Annotated in this window: 32 protein-coding genes and 1 other annotated feature; of the genes, 2 read left to right on the top strand and 30 right to left on the bottom strand. The window is 42.9% G+C overall.

Going from position 1 to position 25243, the window contains the following annotated elements:
* Window positions 1-62 precede the first annotated feature (62 nt).
* From NSQ23_RS04480 to nadB, 7 genes are all read right to left on the bottom strand, one after another.
* Window positions 63-800, bottom strand: coding sequence for a YebC/PmpR family DNA-binding transcriptional regulator (locus NSQ23_RS04480; protein ID WP_004889261.1), 738 nt, complete (start codon window positions 798-800; stop codon window positions 63-65).
* Window positions 801-884: 84 nt separating this feature from the next.
* Window positions 885-1580: a YhcN/YlaJ family sporulation lipoprotein gene (locus NSQ23_RS04475; protein ID WP_339173296.1), complete on the bottom strand. Its 696-nt coding sequence runs from the start codon at window positions 1578-1580 to the stop codon at window positions 885-887.
* A 78-nt stretch (window positions 1581-1658) separates the two neighbouring features.
* Window positions 1659-2399 carry an NAD(+) synthase gene (nadE, locus tag NSQ23_RS04470; protein ID WP_091702216.1) on the bottom strand — a complete coding sequence of 247 codons (741 nt, stop codon included), beginning with the start codon at window positions 2397-2399 and terminating at the stop codon, window positions 1659-1661.
* A gap of 76 nt (window positions 2400-2475) precedes the next feature.
* Complete coding sequence (safA, locus tag NSQ23_RS04465) at window positions 2476-3435, bottom strand: SafA/ExsA family spore coat assembly protein (RefSeq protein ID WP_339173294.1); 960 nt, start codon at window positions 3433-3435, stop codon at window positions 2476-2478.
* A gap of 138 nt (window positions 3436-3573) precedes the next feature.
* On the bottom strand, window positions 3574-4677 hold the full coding sequence (nadA, locus tag NSQ23_RS04460) for a quinolinate synthase NadA (protein ID WP_339173292.1): 1104 nt from the start codon (window positions 4675-4677) through the stop codon (window positions 3574-3576).
* Between the two features lie 11 nt (window positions 4678-4688).
* Window positions 4689-5519 (bottom strand): carboxylating nicotinate-nucleotide diphosphorylase, encoded by an 831-nt coding sequence (gene nadC, locus NSQ23_RS04455; protein ID WP_339173289.1) that lies wholly within the window; start codon window positions 5517-5519, stop codon window positions 4689-4691.
* Complete coding sequence (gene nadB, locus NSQ23_RS04450; RefSeq protein ID WP_339173287.1) at window positions 5516-7048, bottom strand: L-aspartate oxidase; 1533 nt, start codon at window positions 7046-7048, stop codon at window positions 5516-5518. The genes nadC and nadB overlap by 4 nt, the downstream gene beginning before the upstream one ends.
* A 92-nt stretch (window positions 7049-7140) precedes the next feature.
* Here nadB and NSQ23_RS04445 point away from each other — a divergent pair, with 92 nt between their 5' ends.
* Together NSQ23_RS04445 and NSQ23_RS04440 are read left to right on the top strand one after the other, a co-directional pair.
* Window positions 7141-8277 carry an IscS subfamily cysteine desulfurase gene (locus NSQ23_RS04445; protein WP_339174285.1) on the top strand — a complete coding sequence of 379 codons (1137 nt, stop codon included), beginning with the start codon at window positions 7141-7143 and terminating at the stop codon, window positions 8275-8277.
* On the top strand, window positions 8274-8807 hold the full coding sequence (locus NSQ23_RS04440) for a transcription repressor NadR (protein ID WP_091702199.1): 534 nt from the start codon (window positions 8274-8276) through the stop codon (window positions 8805-8807). The genes NSQ23_RS04445 and NSQ23_RS04440 overlap by 4 nt, the downstream gene beginning before the upstream one ends.
* An 11-nt stretch (window positions 8808-8818) precedes the next feature.
* On the opposite strand, the gene pheA is transcribed toward NSQ23_RS04440, so the two are convergent.
* From pheA to NSQ23_RS04325, 23 genes are all read right to left on the bottom strand, one after another.
* The gene (gene pheA, locus NSQ23_RS04435) at window positions 8819-9682 is read right to left on the bottom strand and encodes a prephenate dehydratase (RefSeq protein WP_339173285.1); all 864 of its coding nucleotides are present in this window, start codon (window positions 9680-9682) and stop codon (window positions 8819-8821) included.
* Window positions 9683-9696: 14 nt separating this feature from the next.
* Window positions 9697-10137: an ACT domain-containing protein gene (locus tag NSQ23_RS04430; RefSeq protein ID WP_004889247.1), complete on the bottom strand. Its 441-nt coding sequence runs from the start codon at window positions 10135-10137 to the stop codon at window positions 9697-9699.
* 22 nt (window positions 10138-10159) lie between these two features.
* Window positions 10160-11446: a GTPase ObgE gene (obgE, locus tag NSQ23_RS04425; RefSeq protein ID WP_004889246.1), complete on the bottom strand. Its 1287-nt coding sequence runs from the start codon at window positions 11444-11446 to the stop codon at window positions 10160-10162.
* Between the two features lie 21 nt (window positions 11447-11467).
* The gene (locus NSQ23_RS04420; RefSeq protein ID WP_339173281.1) at window positions 11468-12034 is read right to left on the bottom strand and encodes a Spo0B C-terminal domain-containing protein; all 567 of its coding nucleotides are present in this window, start codon (window positions 12032-12034) and stop codon (window positions 11468-11470) included.
* Between the two features lie 89 nt (window positions 12035-12123).
* Window positions 12124-12414 (bottom strand): 50S ribosomal protein L27, encoded by a 291-nt coding sequence (rpmA, locus tag NSQ23_RS04415; RefSeq protein WP_003396301.1) that lies wholly within the window; start codon window positions 12412-12414, stop codon window positions 12124-12126.
* A gap of 13 nt (window positions 12415-12427) precedes the next feature.
* On the bottom strand, window positions 12428-12763 hold the full coding sequence (locus tag NSQ23_RS04410; protein ID WP_004889244.1) for a ribosomal-processing cysteine protease Prp: 336 nt from the start codon (window positions 12761-12763) through the stop codon (window positions 12428-12430).
* Window positions 12764-12773: 10 nt separating this feature from the next.
* Complete coding sequence (gene rplU, locus NSQ23_RS04405; RefSeq protein WP_003396311.1) at window positions 12774-13082, bottom strand: 50S ribosomal protein L21; 309 nt, start codon at window positions 13080-13082, stop codon at window positions 12774-12776.
* Window positions 13083-13096: 14 nt separating this feature from the next.
* Window positions 13097-13175, bottom strand: a sequence feature (ribosomal protein L21 leader region).
* A gap of 44 nt (window positions 13176-13219) precedes the next feature.
* Window positions 13220-14083: a M50 family metallopeptidase gene (locus NSQ23_RS04400; protein ID WP_339173276.1), complete on the bottom strand. Its 864-nt coding sequence runs from the start codon at window positions 14081-14083 to the stop codon at window positions 13220-13222.
* A complete protein-coding gene (locus NSQ23_RS04395; RefSeq protein ID WP_339173273.1) occupies window positions 14076-14807 on the bottom strand; it encodes a M23 family metallopeptidase in 732 nt (243 codons plus the stop codon). The genes NSQ23_RS04400 and NSQ23_RS04395 overlap by 8 nt, the downstream gene beginning before the upstream one ends.
* Window positions 14808-14894: 87 nt before the next feature.
* A complete protein-coding gene (gene minD, locus NSQ23_RS04390) occupies window positions 14895-15701 on the bottom strand; it encodes a septum site-determining protein MinD (RefSeq protein WP_004889241.1) in 807 nt (268 codons plus the stop codon).
* A gap of 2 nt (window positions 15702-15703) precedes the next feature.
* A complete protein-coding gene (minC, locus tag NSQ23_RS04385; RefSeq protein ID WP_035018497.1) occupies window positions 15704-16396 on the bottom strand; it encodes a septum site-determining protein MinC in 693 nt (230 codons plus the stop codon).
* A 37-nt stretch (window positions 16397-16433) separates the two neighbouring features.
* Complete coding sequence (gene mreD, locus NSQ23_RS04380) at window positions 16434-16958, bottom strand: rod shape-determining protein MreD (RefSeq protein WP_339173269.1); 525 nt, start codon at window positions 16956-16958, stop codon at window positions 16434-16436.
* Window positions 16955-17815 (bottom strand): rod shape-determining protein MreC, encoded by an 861-nt coding sequence (gene mreC, locus NSQ23_RS04375; RefSeq protein ID WP_339173266.1) that lies wholly within the window; start codon window positions 17813-17815, stop codon window positions 16955-16957. Before mreC ends, mreD begins: the two co-directional genes overlap by 4 nt.
* A 19-nt stretch (window positions 17816-17834) precedes the next feature.
* A complete protein-coding gene (locus NSQ23_RS04370; RefSeq protein WP_339173264.1) occupies window positions 17835-18857 on the bottom strand; it encodes a rod shape-determining protein in 1023 nt (340 codons plus the stop codon).
* An 85-nt stretch (window positions 18858-18942) separates the two neighbouring features.
* Window positions 18943-19617 (bottom strand): DNA repair protein RadC, encoded by a 675-nt coding sequence (gene radC, locus NSQ23_RS04365; protein ID WP_003396335.1) that lies wholly within the window; start codon window positions 19615-19617, stop codon window positions 18943-18945.
* 28 nt (window positions 19618-19645) lie between these two features.
* Window positions 19646-20215 (bottom strand): Maf family protein, encoded by a 570-nt coding sequence (locus NSQ23_RS04360; RefSeq protein WP_339174281.1) that lies wholly within the window; start codon window positions 20213-20215, stop codon window positions 19646-19648.
* A 116-nt stretch (window positions 20216-20331) separates the two neighbouring features.
* Window positions 20332-21108, bottom strand: a complete 777-nt coding sequence (locus NSQ23_RS04355) for an SPOR domain-containing protein (protein ID WP_339173260.1) — start codon at window positions 21106-21108, stop codon at window positions 20332-20334.
* A 106-nt stretch (window positions 21109-21214) separates the two neighbouring features.
* Window positions 21215-21655: a type II secretion system protein gene (locus NSQ23_RS04350; protein ID WP_339173258.1), complete on the bottom strand. Its 441-nt coding sequence runs from the start codon at window positions 21653-21655 to the stop codon at window positions 21215-21217.
* A gap of 12 nt (window positions 21656-21667) precedes the next feature.
* Window positions 21668-22294 carry a type 4a pilus biogenesis protein PilO gene (gene pilO, locus NSQ23_RS04345; RefSeq protein ID WP_339173256.1) on the bottom strand — a complete coding sequence of 209 codons (627 nt, stop codon included), beginning with the start codon at window positions 22292-22294 and terminating at the stop codon, window positions 21668-21670.
* Window positions 22291-22872, bottom strand: coding sequence for a PilN domain-containing protein (locus tag NSQ23_RS04340; RefSeq protein ID WP_339173254.1), 582 nt, complete (start codon window positions 22870-22872; stop codon window positions 22291-22293). Before NSQ23_RS04340 ends, pilO begins: the two co-directional genes overlap by 4 nt.
* Complete coding sequence (gene pilM / locus NSQ23_RS04335) at window positions 22856-23824, bottom strand: pilus assembly protein PilM (RefSeq protein ID WP_339173251.1); 969 nt, start codon at window positions 23822-23824, stop codon at window positions 22856-22858. Before pilM ends, NSQ23_RS04340 begins: the two co-directional genes overlap by 17 nt.
* Window positions 23825-23837: 13 nt before the next feature.
* On the bottom strand, window positions 23838-24587 hold the full coding sequence (locus NSQ23_RS04330) for an A24 family peptidase (RefSeq protein ID WP_339173248.1): 750 nt from the start codon (window positions 24585-24587) through the stop codon (window positions 23838-23840).
* A gap of 71 nt (window positions 24588-24658) precedes the next feature.
* Window positions 24659-25177, bottom strand: coding sequence for a prepilin-type N-terminal cleavage/methylation domain-containing protein (locus tag NSQ23_RS04325; RefSeq protein WP_064214441.1), 519 nt, complete (start codon window positions 25175-25177; stop codon window positions 24659-24661).
* Between the last annotated feature and the right edge of the window lie 66 nt (window positions 25178-25243).

Genomic DNA, 25243 nt, shown 5'->3' with positions numbered 1-25243 from the left:
TCACCTCATTCATATGTTGACCATTTTCTCCAAAATTAAACGGTCTTGCCATCGCAAGACCGTTATTCTAACATAGATTCATCTAAATTATGGTAAATTTCTTGCACATCATCATCATCTTCAAGCATATCAATGAGTTTTAACATTTTCGTTAAATCGTCACCCGTTAACGTCGTATACGTTTGCGGAATCATCGTTATTTCGGCTGTCGCAAACGTAAATCCTTGCGCAGCTAACGTATTTTTTACTTGTTCGAACTGTTCTGGGGATGTATAAATTTCAAATGAATCTTCCGTTGTTTCCATTTCATCTGCCCCTGCTTCAATCGCTTGTAACAGCATCTCATCTTCATCGATATGTAAATTTTCACGTGCGATAACGATTAATCCTTTTCGATCAAATAAATACGAAACACATCCCGTTTCCCCTAAGTTTCCGCCATTTTTTGAAAATGCGACACGAACGTTAGAGGCTGTACGATTTTTATTATCTGTTAAGCAAATGACCATGACCGCTACGCCACCTGGTCCATATCCTTCATAACGAATTTCTTCGTAATGTGTATGTTCTTGATTTCCTGTTGCTTTTTTAATGGCACGTTCAATATTTTCGTTCGGCATGTTCGCCGATTTTGCCTTTTCAATCGCAAGGCGCAACGTAGCGTTTGTTGTTGGATCGCCACCGCCCATCTTTGCCGCTACATAAATTTCTTTTGCCAACTTCATAAATAGTTTTCCGCGTTTCGCATCTTGTGCATTTTTGCGCCGTTGAATATTTTTCCACTTAGAATGTCCTGCCATTCGGATCCCCTCTCATATGTGAAAAATGTCCATAAAAACTATAACAAAAATAGATGAAAAAGAACAGGGGTGAGCCCCTGTTCTTTAGCCGCGATTCATAAATGGCCGTTCGATCATATCGCCCATATCGTTAAATATATCGCGAATATCGCGCTCTAGTTGATCCATCGGACCACCATCGCGAATGTCATTATCTAGCGTACGAATGCGGTTATACATGCTTTCATTTGCCACAACACGAACGGTTTTGCCCGCAGTATATGGAGCGATCGCTTCACGAACGAGACGTTCGATGCGCGCTGTATTTTTTTCTGTCGTCGATACAGCAACAACAACTCGGTCACCTGAGACGACGGCACGTGCATCTTTCACATTTCCTACGTTCGCTGCTCGTTTTGCAATTTTTTCAGCTAACGCTCCGTTATAATTACGGTAATACGACGGGCGCGTGCGTTCATCCATCGCATTTAAATGTCCATGATAGTTGCGATCGGTGCGACTAAAATTTCGATCCACTTGCGGTGTTCGTGTTGTTCGGTTCATGCCACGATCGAGCATTTCCGTAATCGGTCCATCATTGTCACGCACTTGACGAACGTTTCCATTTAAACGCTCTGTGCCGTAACGACCGTATTGAAACCCATTCATGTCGTTTTCATTTGAGTAATATCCAATCGGACGTGTACGGTCAGTATAGCGAGTATCAAGCGCTTGATTATTACAAGCAACCAATCCGCTAAGCGCAATGACTGCCCCGAAAGCTACAATTCGTTTCCGCAAAGGAAAAACCCCCTTTTTGCTTTTGTAGACGATGCGTCTACATCATTAGCTTGACGCAAAAAAGAGGTTTTATCGCTGTTAAAATTTTGGCGGAGCAATGGCTAATTGCCGTTTATGATGTGAACGTTCATGAAGCCGTTCAATAATTTCGCGGTCGCGTTCTGGAATTGGCTCACCTTTTAAATATTTGTCAATCATGTCGTATGTTGTACCCATTTCGTTTTCGTCTGTCTGTCCTTCCCAAAGACCTGCGCTAGGGGCTTTCGTAATAATTTCTTCAGGTACACCGAGAATGCGAGCCATTTCACGCACTTCTCCTTTTGTGAAATGAACAAGTGGGACTAAATCAACGCCACCATCGCCGTATTTTGTAAAGTAGCCTGTATGCCACTCCGCTGCATTATCCGTCCCGACGACGAGGTAACCATAATTATTTGCGACCGCATACAACGTCGTCATACGCAGACGTGCACGTGTATTCGCATCACCAAGGCGCGCAGCTTGCTCGTTCCATTGCCCCTTTTCTTTTAGTTGTTTCTCAATTTCACCGAATAATACGCGATGTGTTTCTGTTAAGTCGATGACATGATAATCAATGCCGCAACTTTCTACAACTTTTAATGCATGTTCTTTATCTTTTGGGTTACTTTTACATGGCATAATGAGCCCTAACGAGTTGTTAGGAAATGCCCGCTTAATTAAATGGGCAACGACCGCAGAATCAATGCCGCCACTAATCCCGACAATCGCTCCGTTCATCCCTGCTTCCTGTACGCGTTCACGAAGCCATGCAATTAGTTTTTCAATTTTTTGTTCCATCTATGTACATCCCTTTCTTTTTTGCATCATCATGTTCATTTTATCACACAAAAAGCAAAAAGAAAAAGAGGCGACATTATTGCCCCTCTTCTTCCTCGCGATACGGAACAGAAAAGTACGGATTCCCTCCATACGGTTGCCCCTGCCACCCTTGTTGCCATCCGTACGGACCATATGGCATAGCTGGTTGTGGCATATACATTTGCTGTGGCATCATCGGCACGTTTTCACCATACATTTGTTGTGGATATGATGCTTGTTGCGGTTGTTGTGAATACTCCCCTGCACCTGTTGGCATCTGCGGCATCATCGGTTGCAACTGTTGAGAATATTCATCTGTTGGCATTTGTGGCATGTATGGTGTCGGTTTCGGTTCACCACATCCGCAATCATCGTTGTTTGCCATGTTTTGTGGATATGTCCACGGCATCATTGGATACATTGGCGGAAACCATGGATAAAATCCATATCCCGGCATCATTGGCGAAATAGGAATGCACGGCATTGGTAATGGCATCGGAACAGGTTGTGGTTGCATTGGCTGCTGCGGCTGCATCGGTTGTTGTGGCTGTTCTTCCATCACTGGCGCTTGTGTTGGTGGAATTGGTGGAATGTCTGGAAACGGTGGCATTTGCACGTCATCGTCATGTTCCATCATATTTGGCATAATATTTGGTGGCTTCGGTGGCAGAAGCGGCATTTCTTGTTTCGGCTCTTCTTTCTTCACCGGTTCCTTTACAATAGGAACTTCTTTTGCAATTGGTTCAACATTGATCGGTTGTTGTAATGGTTGTTCCTTTTTATTTACATGAATATCTACATCGACAGAAACTTGTTGTTGCTGAACGTTTTGTGTTTCTTTTTTTGCTGGCTTGACTGGCGTTACTGGCGTCGGTACTTTAATTTTCATCCCCGGCATAATGTAGTCTGGATCACTTAAATGAGCGTTCATTTTTTTTAGCTCTTCAAAATCAACTCCGTATTTCTCTGCAATTTTCCAAAGGGTATCTCCTTTTTGGACGATATGAATTTTCACGTGTTTCCCCCTCCTATGTTCAGACGTGACACGTATGTCATGCTCAGCTTGTCGCTACTAGGCTTCAACATAACTTATGAACAGAAAGCTTTTTTTATGATAAAAATAAAAAAGACCGGCAAAAAAATGCCGATCCATTTATGCACGTGCTAACATGCGTTCAAGCGCCAAAATGGCCCCGTCTGCTACATCTTTTGGCACAGTAATACGATTGACGACTTTTCCTTCAAGCAATGATTCAAGCGCCCAAAGTAAATGCGGTAAATCAATGCGATTCATCGTTAAACATGGACACATATACGGATTTAATGACACAATTTCTTTATCTGGATGTTGCTTGATGATGCGATTTACTAAGTTCATTTCAGTTCCGATCGCCCATTTGCTTCCTGCTGGTGCGTTGGCAATCGTTTCAATGATATATTTTGTTGAACCTGCATCATCTGCCTGTTGCACAACTTCCCAACTGCATTCAGGATGGACGATAATTTTCATATCTGGCTTCGTTTTTCGAATATGTTCGATATGCTTCACCGTAAAGTTTTCATGAACGGAGCAATGACCTTTCCATAAAATCACTTTGATTTGCTCCATATCACCATCATATTCAAGTGTATTTGTTGTTGGATCCCATACGGCCATTTGTTCAAGTGGGACGCCGAGGTCGTAAGCTGTATTTCTTCCTAAATGTTGATCAGGTAAAAAGAAAATACGTTCTTTTTGCGTAAACGCCCATGCGACCATTTTTTTTGCGTTTGATGATGTGACTGTTGCGCCGCCGTGTAAACCGACGAACGCTTTAATGGCAGCAGTAGAGTTGACGTACGTTAACGGTAAAATCGTGTCGCCAAACCGTTGTTGCAATAGCGGCCAAGCTCGTTCGACTTGTTCAATTTCTGCCATATCGGCCATCGAACAGCCTGCACGCATATCTGGCAAAATGACGATTTGTTCATCGCTCGTTAAAATATCGGCCGTCTCCGCCATAAAATGCACACCACAAAATACGATATATTCAGCATCTTTATTTTTCGCTGCAACTTGTGCTAATTGTAATGAATCACCGGTCGCATCGGCAAATTGAATCACTTCATCTTTTTGATAATGATGTCCTGGAATAAATAATTGTGTACCGAGCTGTTGCTTTACGTCAGCTACTCGCTTTTCCATCTCTTCGACAGACAACTGTTTATATTGTTCTGGCATCGCATCATGTTGTTGCATTAATTGTAATACGTTCATCGTCATTCCTCCTACTGCACGTTTAAACTAATATCTAGCGCTTTCGCCGAATGCGTCAACATACCTAGCGAAATGTAGTCAACCCCTGTATCTCGATAATTAGAAATGTTTTCAAGTGTAATACCGCCTGACACCTCCGTGACGATAGATGATGGAACGAGTTGCACAAACTCGCGAATTTCATCAGGCGTGCGGTTATCGAACATAATGACATCCGCTCCCGCCTCGACTGCTTCGATCACTTGTTGCTTCGTCTCAGTCTCGACTTCAATTTTTACCATATGACCGAGCTTTGAACGGACGCGCTCAACCGCCTTTGCAATAGAACCGCAAAACGCAATATGATTATCTTTAATCATTACCCCATCGTATAAGCCGAAACGATGGTTGTACCCACCTCCGCACGTAACCGCATACTTTTCTAACATACGAAGCCCTGGCGTCGTTTTCCGTGTATCACAAATGCGTGTATGATCGCTATTTAATGCGCGCACAGCCTCATTTGTCAATGTCGCAATGCCGCTCATTCGCTGAAGTACATTTAAAATCACACGCTCCCCGGATAAAATAGGAACGATCGGACCAGAAACGACCGCAATCGTCTCCCCTTTTTTCACGCGTTCTCCATCTTGCTTATACAATTCACATGTAATGGCTTCGTGTAACAGCTTATATCCGATTTCGATGACACATACACCCGCGATAATTCCATCCTCTTTTGCGACAAACATAGCGCTTCCTGTATCTGTAGCTGAGAAAATCGTCTCGCTCGTGATATCGCGATCCCCAATATCCTCTAAGAAAAATTGTTTTAGTAGTTCAGTTAGCTTAACCTCATTCAACGAAATCCCTCCTTGATGAGATGCTCTGTTTTCGTGCGCACGATGCGCCGTTTTTCCCAATACTGTCGCTCAAACGGTTCATCGCTTCGATAATGAGCTCCTCGGCTTTCTCTTCTTTGTAAAGCGGAAGTTGTCACAAGCCAACCAACGATCAACATATTTACGATCGTCCGCTCCTCATCGTCGTACGGTGGCGCACAATGGATTAGTTCAAAAAGCGAATATTGTTCAAACCATTGTTTTGCTTCTAACAGTTGATCATAATTGCGCACAATGCCAACGCATTCGGTCATCGTTTGCTGAATTTGCTCTTTCGTTGGTAACGGGATACATACGTTTTCCCTAGTTTCTTCATATTTGTTTACGCCGGGAAGCTGCTCTTTTTTTTTCAAGATACTATGTGCTGCTCTCCGGCTGAAAACGAGCGCTTCAAGCAACGAATTGCTCGCTAAACGGTTTGCACCATGCACACCTGTACATGCCGCTTCTCCAACAGCATATAACCCCGGCAACGTCGTTTCACCGTCAACATTCACAACGATGCCGCCCATTAAAAAGTGAGCACCTGGCACAACAGGAATGAGACCGCTTCGCCAGTTTATTTGATAGCGCTCACAAAGGGAAGTGATCGTCGGAAAACGGGATGAAAAATGCGGAATCGCTGAAATATCTAAAAAAACGAGATGTCCATTTTTCATTTCACGATCGATCGCTCGCGATACGATGTCACGTGGCGCTAAATCTTTTTGCGGGTGCACCCCATCCATGACGTGTCGACCATCGTCTGTCACTAACGTCGCTCCTTCACCGCGTACCGCTTCGGAAATGAGACCAACTGCCTTTCCATCTACATAAAGCATCGTCGGATGAAATTGTACAAATTCCATATCAGCCACGGCAGCGCCGACCCGATACGCCATGGCAATTCCATCGCCTGTAGCCGTTTCCACATTCGACGTAAACGTATATAACTGTCCAATGCCGCCCGTTGCAACGATTGTCGCTTCGGCTACATACAGGCCGTTTTTTGTTCGCACGCCAACACAACGTCCGTCGTTTACGAGCAAATCAATGACCGGATCGTTTTCAATAAATAAAACACGACTCGAAAGCTTCTCAAATAAAAATTCCACCATCTTTTTTCCAGTCGCATCACCCCCGGCATGTAAAATGCGTCTCATGCGATGCGCGCCTTCACGCCCAAAAAGTAGTTCCCCACGCTCATCAACATCAAATGAAAAACCGAGATGCATAAACTGTTCAATCGCCTCTCGTCCTTCTTGAACTAAAATGCGTACCGCTTCATCATCGTTATGTTCACATCCCGTTGTAATCGTATCTTCATAATGAGATAACCAATGATCCGCAGGGTGAATGGCCGCAGCCACCCCTCCTTGAGCCAGCCAAGAGTTACTTACTTCTTTATTAGACTTCGTGAAAACAATCACATTTTTATGCCCACATAAATGGTAGGCAACCATTAACGCCGCGAGGCCGCTACCAACGATAATCACATCTGCTTTATGCATGATGCTCCTCCATTTCATTCTGTCTTGACACCTATATTGACATATATTTAAACTGATGACAAGACTTTTGTTTTGGGAAGTAGGTGAACGAGATGATTTATTTAGATTACGCGGCAACAACACCGATGAGTGAGGAAGCTTTAGCAGTGTATGTCGAAAGTGCGAAAAAATATTTTGGAAACGCCAGCAGTCTCCATGACATCGGAACAGCAGCAAATGAGTTGCTTACCGTTTGCCGAAAACAAATCGCTCAACTCGTTGGAGGAGAAGAAAAAGGGATATATTTCACAAGCGGGGGAACAGAATCAAACGTTCTTGCTATTCGCTCGCTTGCTTACGCCCATCGTCATAAAGGGAGACATATTATTACATCAAGCGTTGAACACGCTTCCGTTCACGCTGTATGCGCGCAGCTTGAACGAGAAGGATTTTCTATTACGTACGTGCCCGTTGATCGCTTCGGGCAAGTTAATGTTGAAGCGCTTGAACGGGCGTTGACAAATGAAACGATTCTCGTTTCGATTCAGCATGCCAATTCTGAAATCGGCACAATTCAACCGCTAAAACAAATTGGTGAATTGTTAAAGAAAAAACAAATTGTGTTTCATAGCGATTGTGTACAAACTTTTGGTAAAATACCGATAGATGTGAAACAACTTCACCTCGATAGCATATCGATTGCTAGCCATAAAATTTATGGTCCAAAAGGGGTCGGCGCTGTTTACATGAACCCGCGTGTATCTTGGCATATGTGGCTACCAAACACAACACATGAAGGCGGATTTCGACCGGGAACGGTCAACGTCCCCGGCATCGCTTCGTTTACAACAGCCGCAATGGAAGCCGAGAAAAAGAGGGAAGTCACTCAACAAAAAATGAGCGAGTTGCGTCGTTATTTTGTCGAACAAATAAATGAAAAGCAGTTGACAATTACCGTCTTTGAACATCCGACGGATCAACTACCACAAATCATCGGCTGTCTCGTTCACGGCTTTGAGGGGCAATACGTTATGTTACACTGCAATCGCCACGGCATTGCTATTTCTACCGGAAGCGCATGCCAAGTCGGAAAGCAAGCGCCGTCTAAAACGATGATCGCCATCGGCAAAGAAGAGGATGAAGCGAAACAGTTTGTTCGCCTTTCGTTTGGTGTGCATACAACAAAAAGGGAGATTGAAACGGTTGTTTCTGTGCTTGAACAGCTTCAAAAAGAAAGGATGTTACGATGAAAAAAGAGAGAAAACTATTAGGGGAAGAACGACGAACACTTATTTTACAGTGGTTGAAAGAAACAAAACGACCGATGACAGGAACAGAATTGGCAAACAAAACAAATGTGAGCCGCCAAGTCATTGTTCAAGATATTTCGCTGTTAAAAGCAAAAAACGAACCTATTATCGCAACAAGCCAAGGATACTTATATTTGTCTCCCTCTTCTGCCCATACGTATACGCGCATCATCGCTTGTTGTCACACACCAGAACAAACGAAAGATGAACTATATACGATCGTCGACCATGGTGTCACCGTAAAAGACGTAAAAATTGAGCATCCTGTATACGGAGACTTAACAGCGTCCATTATGGTTAGCAATCGGTTAGAAGTCGACGAATTTATTCAAAAGATTAACGAGACGAAATCTGCCTACTTATCTCAACTGACAGGTGGAGTTCATTTGCATACGCTTGAAGCAGATCGTGTAGAAAAGCTCGATGAAGCATGTACAGCTTTAAAACAAGCAGGATTTTTAATCGAATAAAAAACATCCCTTTACACGAGGGATGTTTTTTTTACGGTATAATACGGGTAACTTCCTAACACTTGCACCGTACAGCCGAGCGCTTCTAGCTCCGCAATCGCTCCCGGAATTAAAACGTCATCCATTTTTTGATCGATATCAATAATGAAAAAGTAGTTCCCTAAGCCTGTTTTCGCTGGTCTTGACTCAATTTTTGTTAAGTTGAGCTTTCGCCAAGCAAACGCCGATAACACTTGATGAAGCGCTCCTGCTTGATCTTTTGGCAACATGACCATTAATGTCGTTTTAAACCCGTCCTCTTTCTCTCCCACAGGCAATGTGCAACGCTCACGATGTAAAACGATAAAGCGTGTATGGTTGTAGTCATAATCATGAATGTTTTCTTTCGCAATCGCTAAACCGTATTGTTTTGCCGCGAGTCGATTGCCAATCGCTGCAATTTTTTCTTCTGGCCGCTCGCTAACGTATTTCGCTGCTGCACTTGTTGAAGTGACGTATTCGTACGTGGCATGCTTTAAATGGCGATGTAAAAATTTATGGCATTGTGCAATCGCATGTGAATGGGAATAAATACATTTAATGTGCTTCCAATCGTCCAAATGAGACGGATGAACGAGCAAATGTTGCTCGATCGGTGCAATAATTTCCCCAACGATCGGCAAATTGCATTCATGAATTAAATAGTCAATCGTTAAATTGACAGAACCTTCAAGTGCGTTTTCAAGCGGCACGACAGCAAACGGTACGTCACCGTCACGCACCGCATCCATACATTGTGGAATCGTATGATATGGAATGCTCTCCATGTGGGGAAACACAGCTTCAACGGCCGCATGCGTAAACGTCCCTTTTGGTCCTAAATATCCGATTTTCACATTTCCTCTCCTCTCTACGCCCCTGAACCGAGAATCTCTACTTTTTCAACAAAAGGCAGTTGTTTTAATTGCGAAAGTAGCTCGTCAATCGTCATCGTCATCTCGCTTGTACTGATCGATAACGTAACGTTCGCACGCCCTTGAAGCGGAATCGTCTGGTGAATCGTAAGGACGTTGCAATTGGCTGCTGCAACAACACTTAATAGCTTCGAAAGGGTGCCTGAGCGGTCTTCCAAATGGAAAAAAAGCGTGATGATTTTTTCGCGCACCATCGTATGAAATGGAAAAACGGCGTCGCGATATTTGTAAAACACGCTTCGGCTAACATCGACAAGTTGCACAGCATCAGCGACAGAATCTACTTTTTTACGTTCAATTAATTCTTTTGCGGCCAGCACTTTTTTCATCGCCTCAGGCAACACATCTTCACGTACTAAGTAAAACTTTTTATCCACCGCACAAGCGCCCCCTTTCGCATTAATCAACAAATTCAAATTCGTAATTCAACAGCTTGACAATATCTCCATCTTTTGCTCCGCGAGCGCGCAACGCGTCGTCGACTCCAAGTGAACGCAACTGACGCGCAAATCGACGTACTGATTCTTCGCGTGAAAAATCGGTCATTTTAAATAGCTTTTCAATTTTTTCACCTGATAAAATAAACGTCCCATCATCATCACGCGTAATATGAAACGGAACTTCTTCTTTTTCAAGCTTGTAAACGACGCGATGAATCGCTTCTTCCTCTTGCGGATAGAGCGGAAATTCCGGCGTCGTTTCAAGCAGGTCGGCAATCGCAAATAACAGTTCACGAATCCCTTGGCGCGTGACTGCTGAAATAGGGAAAATCGGAACGTCTTCGTTTAGTTTTTCTTTAAACTGGCGCAAATGTTCTTCAGCATTCGGCATATCCATTTTATTCGCAACAATAATTTGCGGCCGCTCCGTTAATCGTAAATTATACTGCTTTAGCTCTTCGTTAATAACTAAATAGTCTTCATACGGATCCCGTCCTTCGATGGCAGCCATATCAATGACGTGCACAATGACGCGCGTTCGTTCAATATGACGTAAAAACTGGTGCCCAAGCCCAACACCTTGATGAGCTCCCTCAATAAGACCTGGTAAATCTGCCATGACGAAACTGCGGCCATCTTCCGTTTCAACAACACCTAAGTTCGGAACGATTGTCGTAAAATGATAATCGGCAATTTTCGGCTTTGCAGCTGAAACGACAGATAACAAAGTCGATTTACCAACGCTCGGGAACCCGACAAGCCCTACATCAGCAAGCAATTTTAATTCAAGCGTCACGTAACGCTCTTGACCTGGCTCACCGTTTTCAGCAATTTCTGGCGCCGGATTCGATGCAGTTGCAAAGCGAGTATTCCCCCGTCCACCGCGACCGCCTTTTGCTACGACAAATCGTTGTCCATGTTCTGTTAAATCAGCAATGACCTCTTTCGTTTCATCATCAATGACAACCGTTCCCGGCGGCACTTTTACAATTAAATCTTCGGCATTTTTCCCGTGTTGATTTTTCGACATGCCATGCTCGCCACGTGGCGCTTTAAAATGGCGTTGATAGCGAAAATCCATTAACGTACGTAACCCTTCATCAACAACAAATACGACGTCGCCGCCTTTTCCACCGTCCCCTCCAGCTGGGCCACCTTTGGGAACGTATTTTTCGCGCCGAAACGCGACCATTCCGTTTCCGCCGTCGCCACCTTTCACATATATTTTCACTTGATCAACAAACATCGCCTTTCTCCTCCGATCTGTTCATCTTTCATTTAAAAAGATGTAAAAAGATGAAATAGTTGCACATAGCGTTAGTTCATGTTCTTGAATGACATATTCATAAAGCGAGAGCGCCTCATATTGACTATGTTTTTGAATCCATGCTTTCACCGCCTCAAATTTGTGAAGCATACCGCGATAATCAAAAAAGAGGCGCACATCTTTCTTCGTTAAATCAATCGTAATCGTTACATAGTTTTCAACATGTGGAGAAGAACATTCCTCAAGCATATGTAAAAATGTTTGACACCATGTAACAAGCATATGATCATACGCATGTAGCGAGCGTGGCTCTCCTAACACTTCATACTCTAGTTGAATATGGCGAGCTTGCCAATGGTACGTCATCAATAATTCAGCGAACCGTTCCGCTTGTAAATTCGTTAGCTTCGCTTCATGTTCTGCCTCAATGATAATTTGTTGAATAATCTCATTGACGCGATCCATCCGTTGCAACGATAAATTCCCTTTAATGAGCTGAACTTTATTGAGCCAGTCGTGCCTGGAATGACGCAACGCTTCTACAATTGTCCACCGCTTCTCCATCATTCATTCTCCCATAAACATTTTGAGTATAATTATAACATACGCCAACAAAAAGAAAACCCTAACCAAGTCGGTTAGAGTTTTCCACTTCTTTATGCTTCTTTCACGACAGGATAAACACTCACTTTTTTACGATCGCGACCCATGCGCTCGAAACGAACGATGCCATCAACTTTCGCATAAAGTGTGTCATCGCCACCGCGGCCTACGTTCAATCCTGGGTAAATTTTTGTTCCGCGTTGACGGTAAAGAATAGAACCGCCTGTAACGAATTGACCGTCTGCACGCTTCGCGCCAAGACGTTTTGCGATCGAATCACGACCGTTCTTTGTTGAACCTACCCCTTTTTTCGATGCGAAAAACTGAAGATCTAAACGCAACATGTCGTGTCACCTCCTACAACGTTTTCGTCGTTATGTTGACGTATTTTCCGTAATCACGCTCAATCGTTTGGAGCGACACGATCATTCCTTCAAGAAGAAGTTGCACGTCGGCTAACACTTTCGCATCTTCAATTGTCGGAAGTTCACAATGAAGATAGCCGTCCTTTCCTTGTTGAATGATCGGTTTCACATTCGTCAAGGCAATGATTGCATTGACCGCACCAAACGAGATAGCGGATACACCAGCACATACAATGTCTTGCCCACGCTTCGCAAACTGAGCGTGTCCGCTAATGGTAAAGGAACGGATCGTTCCTTCTGCCGTTCGATTAATCGTTATACGAATCATCGCTCATGCCTTACGCGTTAATTTTTTCGATGACAACTTTTGTGTATGGTTGGCGATGACCTTGTTTACGACGATAGTTTTTCTTTGGCTTATATTTGAAAACGATGATCTTCTTTTGACGACCATGTTTTTCAACTTTCGCCGTTACTGTTGCACCAGCGACTGTAGGGTTGCCAACTTTTACGTTTTCGCCACCTACAAATAACACTTTGTCAAATGTTACTGTTTCGCCTTCTGCTGCATCGATTTTCTCGATGTAAATGGCTTGACCTTCTTGTACTTTAATTTGTTTTCCACCAGTTTCAATAATCGCGTACATATTTGCACCTCCTAAATTAGACTCAGACTCGCCAGCTGCGAGGCGGTTCAAGCGAACGCTTAAATAGCCTTAGCTGAGCGGTTGTAGCACGGGTGCTACACAACATAGAAGATGATAGCACAAAAAGAAAACAATTGTCAATACGTATAAAGTAAATGGCCGATCGGTTCATTCGTTCGTTTTTCATGAAAATATGCATACAGCAATTCGTTTTCATCGAGCTCCATTTCCATTTGATTTTTCTTTACAATAATCGCATGTTTTTTCCCTCGATGAAATAAAAGAAGGACGCGAAATAAAGGATCATTTGCATCCACGACAAGACGTTTTAACGCCACATATTCCACTCGCTTGCCGTAATATCTTTCAAGTAAAAAGCGCATCCATACGTATGTGCGTTGCTTCCATTCGAGCCAAATGGCATGTGCTAAAAAACAAACAATGATCCATAAATTGATTTGCATCGGCGCCATCGTCAATAAACAGATAAAACATACGCTTAAAAAAAAGATCGACGCATAAAGCGCTTGTTCATGCGCCCTTCGAAACGATGTACGCATTGTACGGTAAAGGAACAATAACTTTCCTCCATCGAGCGGCCAAATCGGTAATAAGTTAATAAGTAAAATAGATGAATTATATTCAATGATCTGCTGATACCATTCATTAGATAACACGTTTGCCTCGTGAGCGATATACGCCATAAAAAAAATAAATATGTGCTGAAAAGGACCTGCTAGTGTTACGATCAATTCTTCATGAAACGGACGATTTCCATGCTCATCCATTTCGGCAACACCACCGAAAGGCAAGAGTAAAACGCGTTTGACACGCCATGAAAACAAATGAGCTGCAAAAACGTGTCCAAGTTCGTGCCAAAGCACAATCCAAAATAGTAAGAGCAGCGTTTGAAATTGCGCTGTCATAATTGCAATGAGCGCAATGAACCAAAGCAGCGGATGGATGTGAATGTTCATAAACGTAGAGAGCCATTTATTCAAAGGAAATCACCTGAACCGGGTCAATAAAACGATCCCCTTGTTTAATAGCAAAATAAAATACACCTTTCTGATTATTCGCTTCCGCCTTCCCTACTTCTTTTCCCGCTTCAATAAAATCATATAACTTTACAGAAATAGCTGATAATTTTCCATACCACGTTTCACTTCCGTCTGCATGTTGAATAATGACCGTTTTTCCATACGGTTCTTTCACACCGGCGAACACGACAATCCCTTCTTCGACTGCTTTAATGGCTTGATTAGTTTCAATAACAACGCCTTGTCCATTATGTTCGAATGTTTCTACAACACGTGCTGAAGCAGGGAAGGCATACGCTGAAGCGGTTGTCTCTTGTTGTTTTTTTGTTTGAAAAAATGCAAGCGGCTTGCCGAATGTGTTTTCATACCATTGCGCAACGGTCGCAAATTGAAAATCTTTTTCCATCACTTGTTTGACGAATGTGCGTGCCCCTTCTATTTTCGGAGAATCATATTGAAACAAAATGGCAACGCTAAAAAATAACATCGCCGCCAAAAAACTTTTCAATAAAAATATATCTTTACGAAACACCGGCGGCTCCCGATCGCCATCATACGTCACAACAGTCGGATTCCCGTATTTTTCATCCTCGCCCCAATTCGTCAACATCGTTTGAACGTAACGTTCACGCTCCTTTTTTCGCTTGGCGATTCGTTTTCGAATATGTTCAATTCGATCGCTCACACTCCCACCCCTCTCGTCCTATTTGTATTATATGTATGGGGGAGGTCGGGAACATATGAATGAAAAAAGCACCTCCAATCGGAAGTGCTAACGAGCGCTAAACAGTTTTTTAATTTTCGAGAAAAAGCCTTTTTGTTCTTCATCATCAAGCGACATAAGCGGAACCGATTCACCGAGAAGGCGACGGGCGATGTTGCGATACGCCAGGGACGCTTTACTATTCGGATCGAGAACGATCGGCTCGCCATTGTTTGATGCTTTAATCACATGTTCGTCATCAACGATAATGCCGAGTAAATCAATCGATAAGTGCATGACAATTTCATCAATATCTAACATATCATGATTTTTCAACATATGGCTGCGAATGCGGTTAATAATTAAACGTGGTCGTCTCATATGCTCTTCTTTTTCAAGCAAACCGATAATTCGGTCGGCATCGCGAACCGCTGAAATATCTGGCGTCGTCACAACGATCGCTTCATCCGCTCCTGCGACAGCATTTTTATATCCTTGTTCAATACCTGCTGGGCAATCAATTAAAATATAATCGTAATCTTGTCTTAAATCGTCAATGAGCTGTTTCATTTGTTTCGGCGTCACAGCAGACTTGTCGCTCGTTTGAGCAGCTGGCAATAAATAAAGGCGATCCTCAAACCGTTTATCTTTGACGAGCGCTTTTTGAATCGTGCAACGTCCTTCAACAACGTCGACAAGATCATAGATGATACGATTTTCTAACCCCATGATGACATCGAGATTGCGTAGCCCGATATCGGTATCAACGAGACAGACGCGCTTTCCTAGCAAGGCGAGCGCCGTGCCGAGATTGGCTGTCGTTGTTGTTTTGCCAACGCCGCCTTTACCAGAAGTAATAACAATCGCTTCTCCCACTGTCAAATGCTCCTTTCTAATCGGGTTAAATTCGGTCGTAAATGCATCAATAGTTGCAGGCGATCGACAACAATTTGATCGTGTTCATCAATATAGGCGCACTCCATTTCATTTCCTTCATCAGCACGATAGTCTGGTGCTCGATTCATCACATCGCTAATGCGCAACTGTGTCGGCTTCATAACTGACGCAGCAATGATCGCTTGACGATTGCCATCATATCCCGCATGAGCAATGCCGCGTAACGCCCCTAATACAAAAATGTTTCCTGTGGCAATAACAGTTCCGCCAGGATTCACATCACCTATTAACAGTAAATCTCCATCGACATGTAGCACTTGCCCAGAACGAATAATTTTCGCAACAGATACAATTTCATTTTTCTTCTTCCATTCTAACGCCTCTTGTTTCGTCATTACGTTGCTTACAATCGAGTGGACGATTAAGTTTTTTTTCATTCGAATGACATCGCGCAATCGTTCTTCTTGCTCACGCGTCAAATATCTGTTGCCAACATGTACATGCACCGAAACAAGCGGACCTTCTTCGTCGCGAGTTGTTGTCGTCAACAATTCGTCCACTTGCTTTAACAATTCGTCATAGGCGCACGTATCGTCGAGATACAACATCAGTCCTTCTTTCGTTCCTTTCATCGACACATATGCTCTTTTCTCCTTGCCAGCCACAACTTTCACCTCAATGAATATTTCTCCGCATTTTTTTTGTATTCCTTCACACTCGCGACGATTCGTCCTGTTTCTTATGCCACTTTAACAACGTTTGCTTTAGCGGATAGGCGGCGACCAAAATGATTATTGTGTGAATAAACAACGTTGGCAAAAAACGTGCTTGTAAAAACGTTTGGACAGACATGGTTGTTCCACCGATAACAAGTTGGATGGCGTATGCGTACCATTCGACACATGCAATCGCCACAATGGCAAAAAAAGAAGCCGTCCATGCATTTTTATGAAAAACGTTCATCGCCTTTGCAATTAAATAAGCGATGAGCGAAAAGGCAAAGGCATAAGCACCCAATAGTTCCGTATATGCTACATCGTATAATAGACCGAAGATGAATCCGTACGTCATTCCTTCTGTTTGTCCAATAAAAATCGTAATAAACACGATAAAAACGAGTAACATACGCGGAACAAGCAAATAAACATCAAATAACGGGTAGGAAAGCAACTGGACAATGATGCTTTCAAATAAAAACACGACGGTCACAAGAGAAGAAAGAAAGAAGCGATTCATTGCTCTTCCTCCTCTTGCACCATATCAATTTTCCGTTTCACAATGATCACATCATCAATGTCATAAAAATTCGCTGCTGGCTTGATGTAGGCAATTTGTGTAAGTCCGTACTCATCCGCAACGACTTCTTCCACTTCTCCGATAAACAATCCTTTTGGAAAAATTCCGCCAAGTCCTGATGTAAAGACACGCTGCCCTTTCTCGATTTTCGCGTCATATGGAATGCGTTTAAGTAGCAACATCTCCCGCGCTTCATCGTATCCCTCTATTAAACCGAATACGTTTTCATCTCCTTGAATAAATGCGGAAATGCGATTTTGCCGATCTTTTGCGCTTAGCAGTTGCACCGTTGCGCTAAATGGCGATACGCTCCGCACTTTGCCGATTAGTCCTTGTGGTGTAATAACCGCCATATTTTTTTTCACACCGTGCTGTGATCCTTTATTGACAATTAACGTCTCTTCCCAACGATCTGGGTTGCGCCCAATGACTGTCGCCTGAATAGCAACGAAGTCACGTAAACTTTCTTTTTTATCAAGCAGCTCACGCAATCGCTCGTTTTCTTTTTTTAGCGATTCCACTTCCGATTGCAAAAGAACGTATTGTTCTAAATGCTCTTTTAAACGTTTGTTTTCCTCATATGTATGGCGCAAATCACTCACATTTTCAAAGAAGCCCGCAACAAACTGTGCGGGCTTGTGCACGATCGATTGCATAAAAACAACAGTGTCTTTCACAAACTTTTCCATCCAGCTTAATTCGTTTCGCTCTTTCAATGAAAAACCGATCAAGGCGACGAGAAGCATGATACTGACAAGCAATATGATGAGCCGTTTATTTAAGAAAAACTTCGGCATAAAAACACCTTCTTATGCATTAGCGATGGTCTCGCGCTTTATTTTTAAATAAATGAATATGATCAAGCGCTTTTCCTGTACCAATCGCAACGCAGTCGAGCGGGTTTTCGGCAATAATGACCGGCATGTTCGTTTCTTGGCTAATGACTTTATCTAAGTTGCGCAACAACGCTCCTCCACCTGTTAACACGATTCCGCGATCCATAATATCGGCTGCAAGCTCCGGCGGCGTTTTTTCAAGCGTATTTTTCACGGAATCAACGATGGCATATACTGTATCACGCAATGCTTCTGCAATTTCTTCTGCGTGAATTTCAATCGTTTTTGGCAACCCTGTTAATAAATCACGACCGCGAATTTCCATGCTTCCGATTCCTTCTGTATTACCCGCGGAACCAATTTCGACTTTAATCGCTTCCGCTGTACGCTCCCCGATCATTAAATTGTACGTTTTACGAATATATTGAATGATCGCCTCATCCATTTCATCGCCAGCGACACGGATGGATTGACTCGTTACAATGCCACCTAAAGAAATGACAGCGACTTCCGTTGTGCCACCCCCAATATCGACGACCATGCTTCCTGTCGGCTCCCATACAGGCAAGTTCGCACCGATTGCCGCGGCAAACGGCTCTTCAATTGTGTAAGCGTCGCGAGCCCCAGCTTGTCTCGTCGCATCAATCACGGCACGCTCTTCTACTGCGGTGATCCCCGATGGAACGCAAACCATAACATATGGCTTTCCAGCAAACAATCCGCTGTTTTTCGTCGCTTGCTTAATGTAATACTTCATCATAATAGCTGTCGTTTCATAATCAGCGATTACTCCATCTTTCATCGGACGAAGCGCAACTACGTTTCCTGGCGTGCGCCCGATCATTTGTTTTGCTTCATTACCGACCGCAACAATTTGCTTCGTATCTTTTTGTAGCGCAACGACAGAAGGCTCGCGCAACACAATTCCTTTTCCTTTCACATAAACAAGCGTATTCGCCGTACCTAAATCTATTCCGAGATCTTTTGATCCAATGCCAAACATGTTCGTATCTTCCTTTCTGAAACAAAATGCTTTCAAAAACTCATGACAATTTATTATAACGCAATTGTGATAAAAAGAGAATGATTTACACATATCCTTTTTCTTTTAAGCTAACATACGTTTTATCACCAATGATTAAATGGTCGAGTAGCTCAATACCGACGAGACGACCACATTCCACGAGCCTGCGCGTCACTTCAATATCTTCCCGGCTCGGTGTTGGATCTCCTGACGGATGATTATGAATGCAAATAATCGATGCTGCCGAACGTTTTATCGCCTCTTTATATACTTCGCGCGGATGAACAATCGACGCATTTAAACTGCCAATGAATACCGTTTTTTTATGCATCACTTGGTTTTTCGTATTTAAATATAACACAACGAAATGTTCTTGGCTTAAAAAACGCATATCTTCCATGACATAACGCGCACCGTCTTCTGGCGAGCGAATGACGTAGCGATCGTCATATTGCATCTGGTGTACGCGCCGACCAAGTTCAAGCGCTGCAATAATTTGAATCGCTTTTGTTTTTCCGATTCCTTTAATGCTTGTCATTTCTTCGATAGTCGCATCTTTTAGCTGACGAAGTCCTTCGAAATGGGTGAGTAAATGTTGTGCAAGTGTGAGAACAGAATATTGCTTTGTCCCCGTGCGAAGCAATATCGCTAACAGTTCTTGATTTGATAAGCTTTGCGGTCCTTCAGAAAGCAAGCGTTCACGCGGACGGTCATCGGGCGGAACATGACGAATAAGCATACGTTCCCCCCTCTATTTTAACCGTTTTTTAACGAAATGGGTAAAATCCGAATTTTTTTAATTCGCGGGCAAGCCTAGCGATCGGCAAGCCAACAACGGAAAAATAATCCCCATTCACTTTTTGAACGAAAAGTGCCCCGCGTTGTTGAATGCCATATGCCCCCGCTTTATCAAGCGGCTCTTTCGTCGCAATATACGCCCAAATGTCTTCATCTGAAAGCGGCCAAAATGTGACATCCGTCTTCTCAGCAAATGTGACGCATGTGTTTGTCGTACAAATCGCTACACCTGTCCATACTTCATGCGTCGTCCCTGATAAACGTTTTAACATGCGAAAGGCGTCTTGTTCGCTCGCTGGCTTTCCAAGCACATCTCCTTCACATACGACAATCGTATCTGCACCGATGACACACGCATCGCTTGCTTGTTGCCATACCGCATACGCTTTTTTATACGCGAGCTGCTGCACAATTTCACTTGGGGATAGGTCGTCATCGAATGATTCATCGACATCGCTAACGAGGATGTCAAACGGAAGTCCAAGCATACGAAGAAGTTGTTTTCGACGAGGAGAACTAGAAGCTAACACAAGTTGCATCGTCATCACCTTTCTGTCATGAGCGTTTGTTTCAAGGAAGATACACTTGTATCGTACCAAATTTATACACAATATACAACGGTTCGACAAAGAAAAAAAAAGAAGCAGCGCGCTTCTTATTGTAAAACGTGTAATATATGTTGTTGAGCTTCCCATAATTGCTTTTGGTCATTTGATTGACGAAAAGTAAAAAGCGCTTCATATGCTTTTTTCACTTGCTCATTGTGAGGTGAATACGATTGCAGCTGTTTCCATTGTTCATTTTGAAGTTGCTGTCCATTTAACAATCGACTAATAACGGAAACAATCGTTACAAATGGTTCTTTTTCTTTTTCATCAATAGATACATTCCACGATTTCACGTACGTGTCAATGCCGAGCGGTTCATATAAACTTGCCATTTGCTTTGCCTCCTCTTTTGTCAATGCCATACCTAAAAATACGTAAACAGGCTGTTTTCCAATCATGACGCTCGGACGTTGTTGTGCCTTTATTTTTTGTACATATACATTCGCTGCTTTTTCATCTTGAAACACTCCTCCTTGAATGACAAAAACCGTCTCGGTTCGTTGCGCAATCGGGGCTTCTTCTTTTTGTTCTTGTTGCAACGTCGCTGGCGATGCTGTCTTCTCTGCTGTCGGAATAATTGTTAACACAAGGAAGCCAAAGCTTGTCCCAAGAACGACTGCTAAAGCAATCGCGAACAGAAAGGAGCGCCAAGGCGATCGTTTTGTTTTATATTGTTTATCCCATTCAATGAAATCATGTTGTTCTTCGCTTTGTTCCTCATTTTGCTCACTTGACCATTGCGGTAACGCGCTCATCGCAGTCGTGTACGGTTGTTCTTTGCCATTCACTTTAATAATAATTGCTTTTTTCGCTGGCTTGTCCATCTTTTTCCCCTCCCGCTGTCATTCTTCGCCCATCGTAACATAAAAAAAGAAAAAAAAAACGAGACATTTGTCGTCTCGTTGCGGAAGGTTTTCGTCAAATTTCGCACTACTTGTCTCGAATATCATTGACAGACAATTGATCGACAGGCACGCCGTTTTCTTTACAAATTTGCTTTGTTTCCCCTTTTAAACAAACAGCATATGTGATCGTACCGTCGCTTTGTTTTGTCACAATGACGTACGAATCACCGCTCGGCTGCAAACGCTTTGACGTATACGGATCAATGATCACTTCGATGACACCGTCATTCGCTAATTTTTCATACGTTAATCTTTCGCTTTCGTTCGGCGTTAAAAACTCTGCTTTTTGCGCGCCGACATGAAGACGTGCCGCTTCATAGAGCGAATACGCGGCCGCAACAAACGCTTGATCGCGCGACTTTTTTATTACCTCAATGACAGAAATGGTCGCAATCATCATTAAAATACTCAAAATCACAACGACAGCTAACAGTTCGATTAACGTCATTCCGCGCTCATCTTGCATCCCACCGCCCCCTTATTGATCCGTTAGTGAAGGGAATGGATTTCGCTTTTCACTCGGTTGTGGTAAGTCAAGCGGTGGCAATTGCTCAATCCATTGACGCAATTCTGGTGCGTAAAACGTTGAAACCGTAAGGGAATAAGAAAGCTCTGGCACTTCATCCATCACTGTCGTCCATTCTTCATATCCGGTAAACGATAATGAATCAACAGAAACAATGCGCTTCGATCGCTCTAGTACGTCGATGAATTGTTCAAGTGCAAAGTACGAAGGAGAACGAACAGACATGCTGACCGTCAATTTTTGAATAGGAGTTGGAGCTCCTTCGATTTGTTCGCCCTCTTGAAATGAAAGCGACAGCACGATGCTATTTGATACCGCTTCCGCTTTTTCAATTTCTAATAAAAACTGCTCAATAAACGGTTGAACAGGAATGCGTTTTTGCAGTTCGACGATGCTGACGCGCAACTCGTCTGGCGTTTGTTTACTTTGTAACGTTTGTAACAACTTTTTTTCCATTTGTAATTCCGTTTTTAATTGCTCTTGCCGATCATCGAGCGGTTTGTACACGTATATATAAAGCGCAAATGACAGCACGATAAGCAACAAAAGAGAGAGGCTGATCATTAATCCTTTTCTCATGTTTCCCCTCCTTGTTGCTGTTTTTTCCATTCTTCCATATTGAGTTGAACGGAAAATTGCCCGATATATCGTGGCATTGTCCCTTCTTCTTCCGTCTTTCCTTCTGTTGCAGTTAAGCTTGTCAGCTTCACGTCAGCGATAAACGATGCATCTTTTAACGCTTGTAAATATGCGGCACTTTCGCGTGTTGTATCAAATTGGGCCGTTAGTTGAATGGCACCATCACGGGCGTACGAAATGCTCATTAAAAAGCCGCGCTCTGGCAATCGCTCAATCAATTCATGTAAAAGCGCGACCGTATGAACAGGGTATTGTTCCGCCCATTGAATCGCTTCTTGTAACTGTGCGCCGACGGAAGCATTCGAGGCTGTTTTTTGTTTTTCTTCTTCCGCGATGCGTAGCGCCTTCGTTTGATCCAACTCTGTTTTTAATTGCGATATTTGCTGTTCCATATGTTGAATAACGAAATAAAACGTTGTCGCGCCACCGATCAATAAAACAGCTACCACAATCGATATCATTGGGATGATTTGAGATTTCCGTTCACGTTTTGGCAATAAGTTAATTTCTACTAGCATGTGCATTACCCTCTTTTAATCCGAGTCCGATTGGTAAGTAGTAAGCAGGGTCAATCGCAAGCGGCAACGTTAACATTTCTACAACAACATCAAGCCGCTCTTGTAACAAATGGGAAAACGTATGAATGAGTGGATGATCGCCGGTTATAACGATGCGCGTAATTTGCGCTTCGCCCTTTTGCAATGAAAAACGATAAAAGTTCATGACACGCTCGAGCTCTTTATATACGTCTTCAAGCTGTCGCTCTGGTTCACCTTCTTTTAACCATTTCCATCCTTCATTCGTTTTTTCCCAATATGTCCATTGTGAATCAAAGGCAAGCTGTCGTGTAAAGATCGGACGGTGCTGATGAAAGACACTGACGTTTAACGATGATAAATCGAATTGGACAAACAAAAAGTGGTCAACATCGTTCGCTAAATCAAACGTGTAAAATAAGCGATATAAACTAAGCGGAGAAATATCTGCGACAATCGGTTTTAATTTCACCGCTTCAAACAGTTCTGCATATTGCACCACGTTTGCTTCTGGAGCTGCAAATAATAAAACGTGGAGCGCTTCTTCCGTTTTTTCAAGCACCGCATAATCGAATACCGCATCATCAAACGGAAGTGGAATGGTCGCGCCAATTTCCATAAATAAATAACTGCGTATATCTTCGACGTCCACGTCTTTTGGCAATGATATTTTTCGAATGACGACGAGCGGATCAGGAACGAGAAAACGAACGCGGCGATGTTTTATTTTCCATTCGTCCACGCATTGTTCTAACACTTCGGTAAGCTGTTCTTCATTAACAATTTTTCCGTCGCGCACAATCCCTTCTGGAAGCGGCCATTCCTCGCACGTATGCAAGACGAGCGGTTGCTTTTGTTTCAGTTCTACGTAGCGAATGACATGATCTTTTATAACGATATTGCCTATTTTATTTTTTATTGAAAAAAGCCGCATAAGCTCGTTCTCCTTACATCATAACATTGACGTATGCCTCGATCATTGCTTCACCAAAAAAGTAAGCGATCATTGTTCCGACAGCAATCGCTGGCCCAAACGGCATCGGTTCACCACGCTTCACATGCCCCATCGCCATGCCGACAAGCCCGAATATTGTCCCGACGAGCGTCGATAAAAAGAACGCTAAAATCGTCAGTTTGACCCCAAGCGCCAAACCGATCACGGCAAACAGTTTAATATCTCCACCACCCATGCCACCTTTACTTATGAGCGCGATAATAAATAACATCAAAAATCCAACGATGCTGCCTAACAAACTATCCCACCACGGAGTAAGCGGCGCAAACCATAGACGCTCAATAAGAAGAAGTGGGGCGAAAAATAATAAAACACGGTTTGGAATAATCATATAATGCACATCAGAAACGAAAATAATAACGAATAAAGAAATGAGCGTCCAACTAACGATGATTTCCGCTGACCAACCGACAAAAAGTGGGGCAAGCGCAAACAGCATCGCCGTGGACAGCTCAACGAATGGGTAAACAAAGGAAATGCGCGCTGAACATGCGCGACATTTCCCTTTTTGTAACACATACGACACGACCGGAATTAACTCCAACGCCGTCAACGTTCGCTTACAAGACGGACAATGCGAACGCGGCGCAACAATCGACTCCCCTTTCGGCACCCTTAACCCAACAACGTTATAAAAAGAACCGAGAAGAAGACCGAGGAGGAAAGAAATAAAAAACAACATATGCGATCACTCTAATTGTAAATTTATTATAAATTTAGATTGTTTATTTATTCTTTTTTACTTGGCTGTGTCTATTTTTTAATGTCGTTTACTGCATCACGTTTTAAGTTTTTTTCTTCTACAGCAGCTCCACCTGTTCCAAATACACCACGTGAGCTATTAATTAGTTTCACATAATATTTTAATTTTGTGTTTTCATTTTCTATAAGTACATAGGAATAGTCTCCTTTTGGATCACTTTGGGCGGTAATTGGTTCGCCATTATAATCTTTAAGTGCTTTTGTATATGTTGTAGTATCCCCGTCTGGATCTTTTACTGTCTCTAGATAGCCCTTGTTTTCCAAATAAGCAAGCGGAAGTACTGTGTATTTCCCATTAGCCGGAATTAAATCTTTATCCGCCGTTACAGCAATTTTCGCCGCGTTAATCATTTGCTGTGCGTTTGCTACGTGCGCATCTTTTTTCGAGTTGTCAATTAATCCCCCGATGCTCGGAATTGCAATCGCTGCAATAATCCCTAAAATAACGATAACCGCCAACAACTCAATTAACGTTAAACCTTTTTCATTGCGAATCAATTTCTTTAACATAATCCCTCTCCTTTGCAATTTTTATAATCTCTCTCATCATTTTACAACATTAACAATCTAGTTGAA

The sequence above is a fragment of the Anoxybacillus sp. FSL W8-1294 genome, from assembly GCF_037965005.1.
Classification (GTDB): domain Bacteria; phylum Bacillota; class Bacilli; order Bacillales; family Anoxybacillaceae; genus Anoxybacillus; species Anoxybacillus flavithermus_G.
The sequence above is the reverse complement of the archived record's forward strand: the minus strand, read 5'-3'. Positions and strand labels throughout refer to the sequence as shown.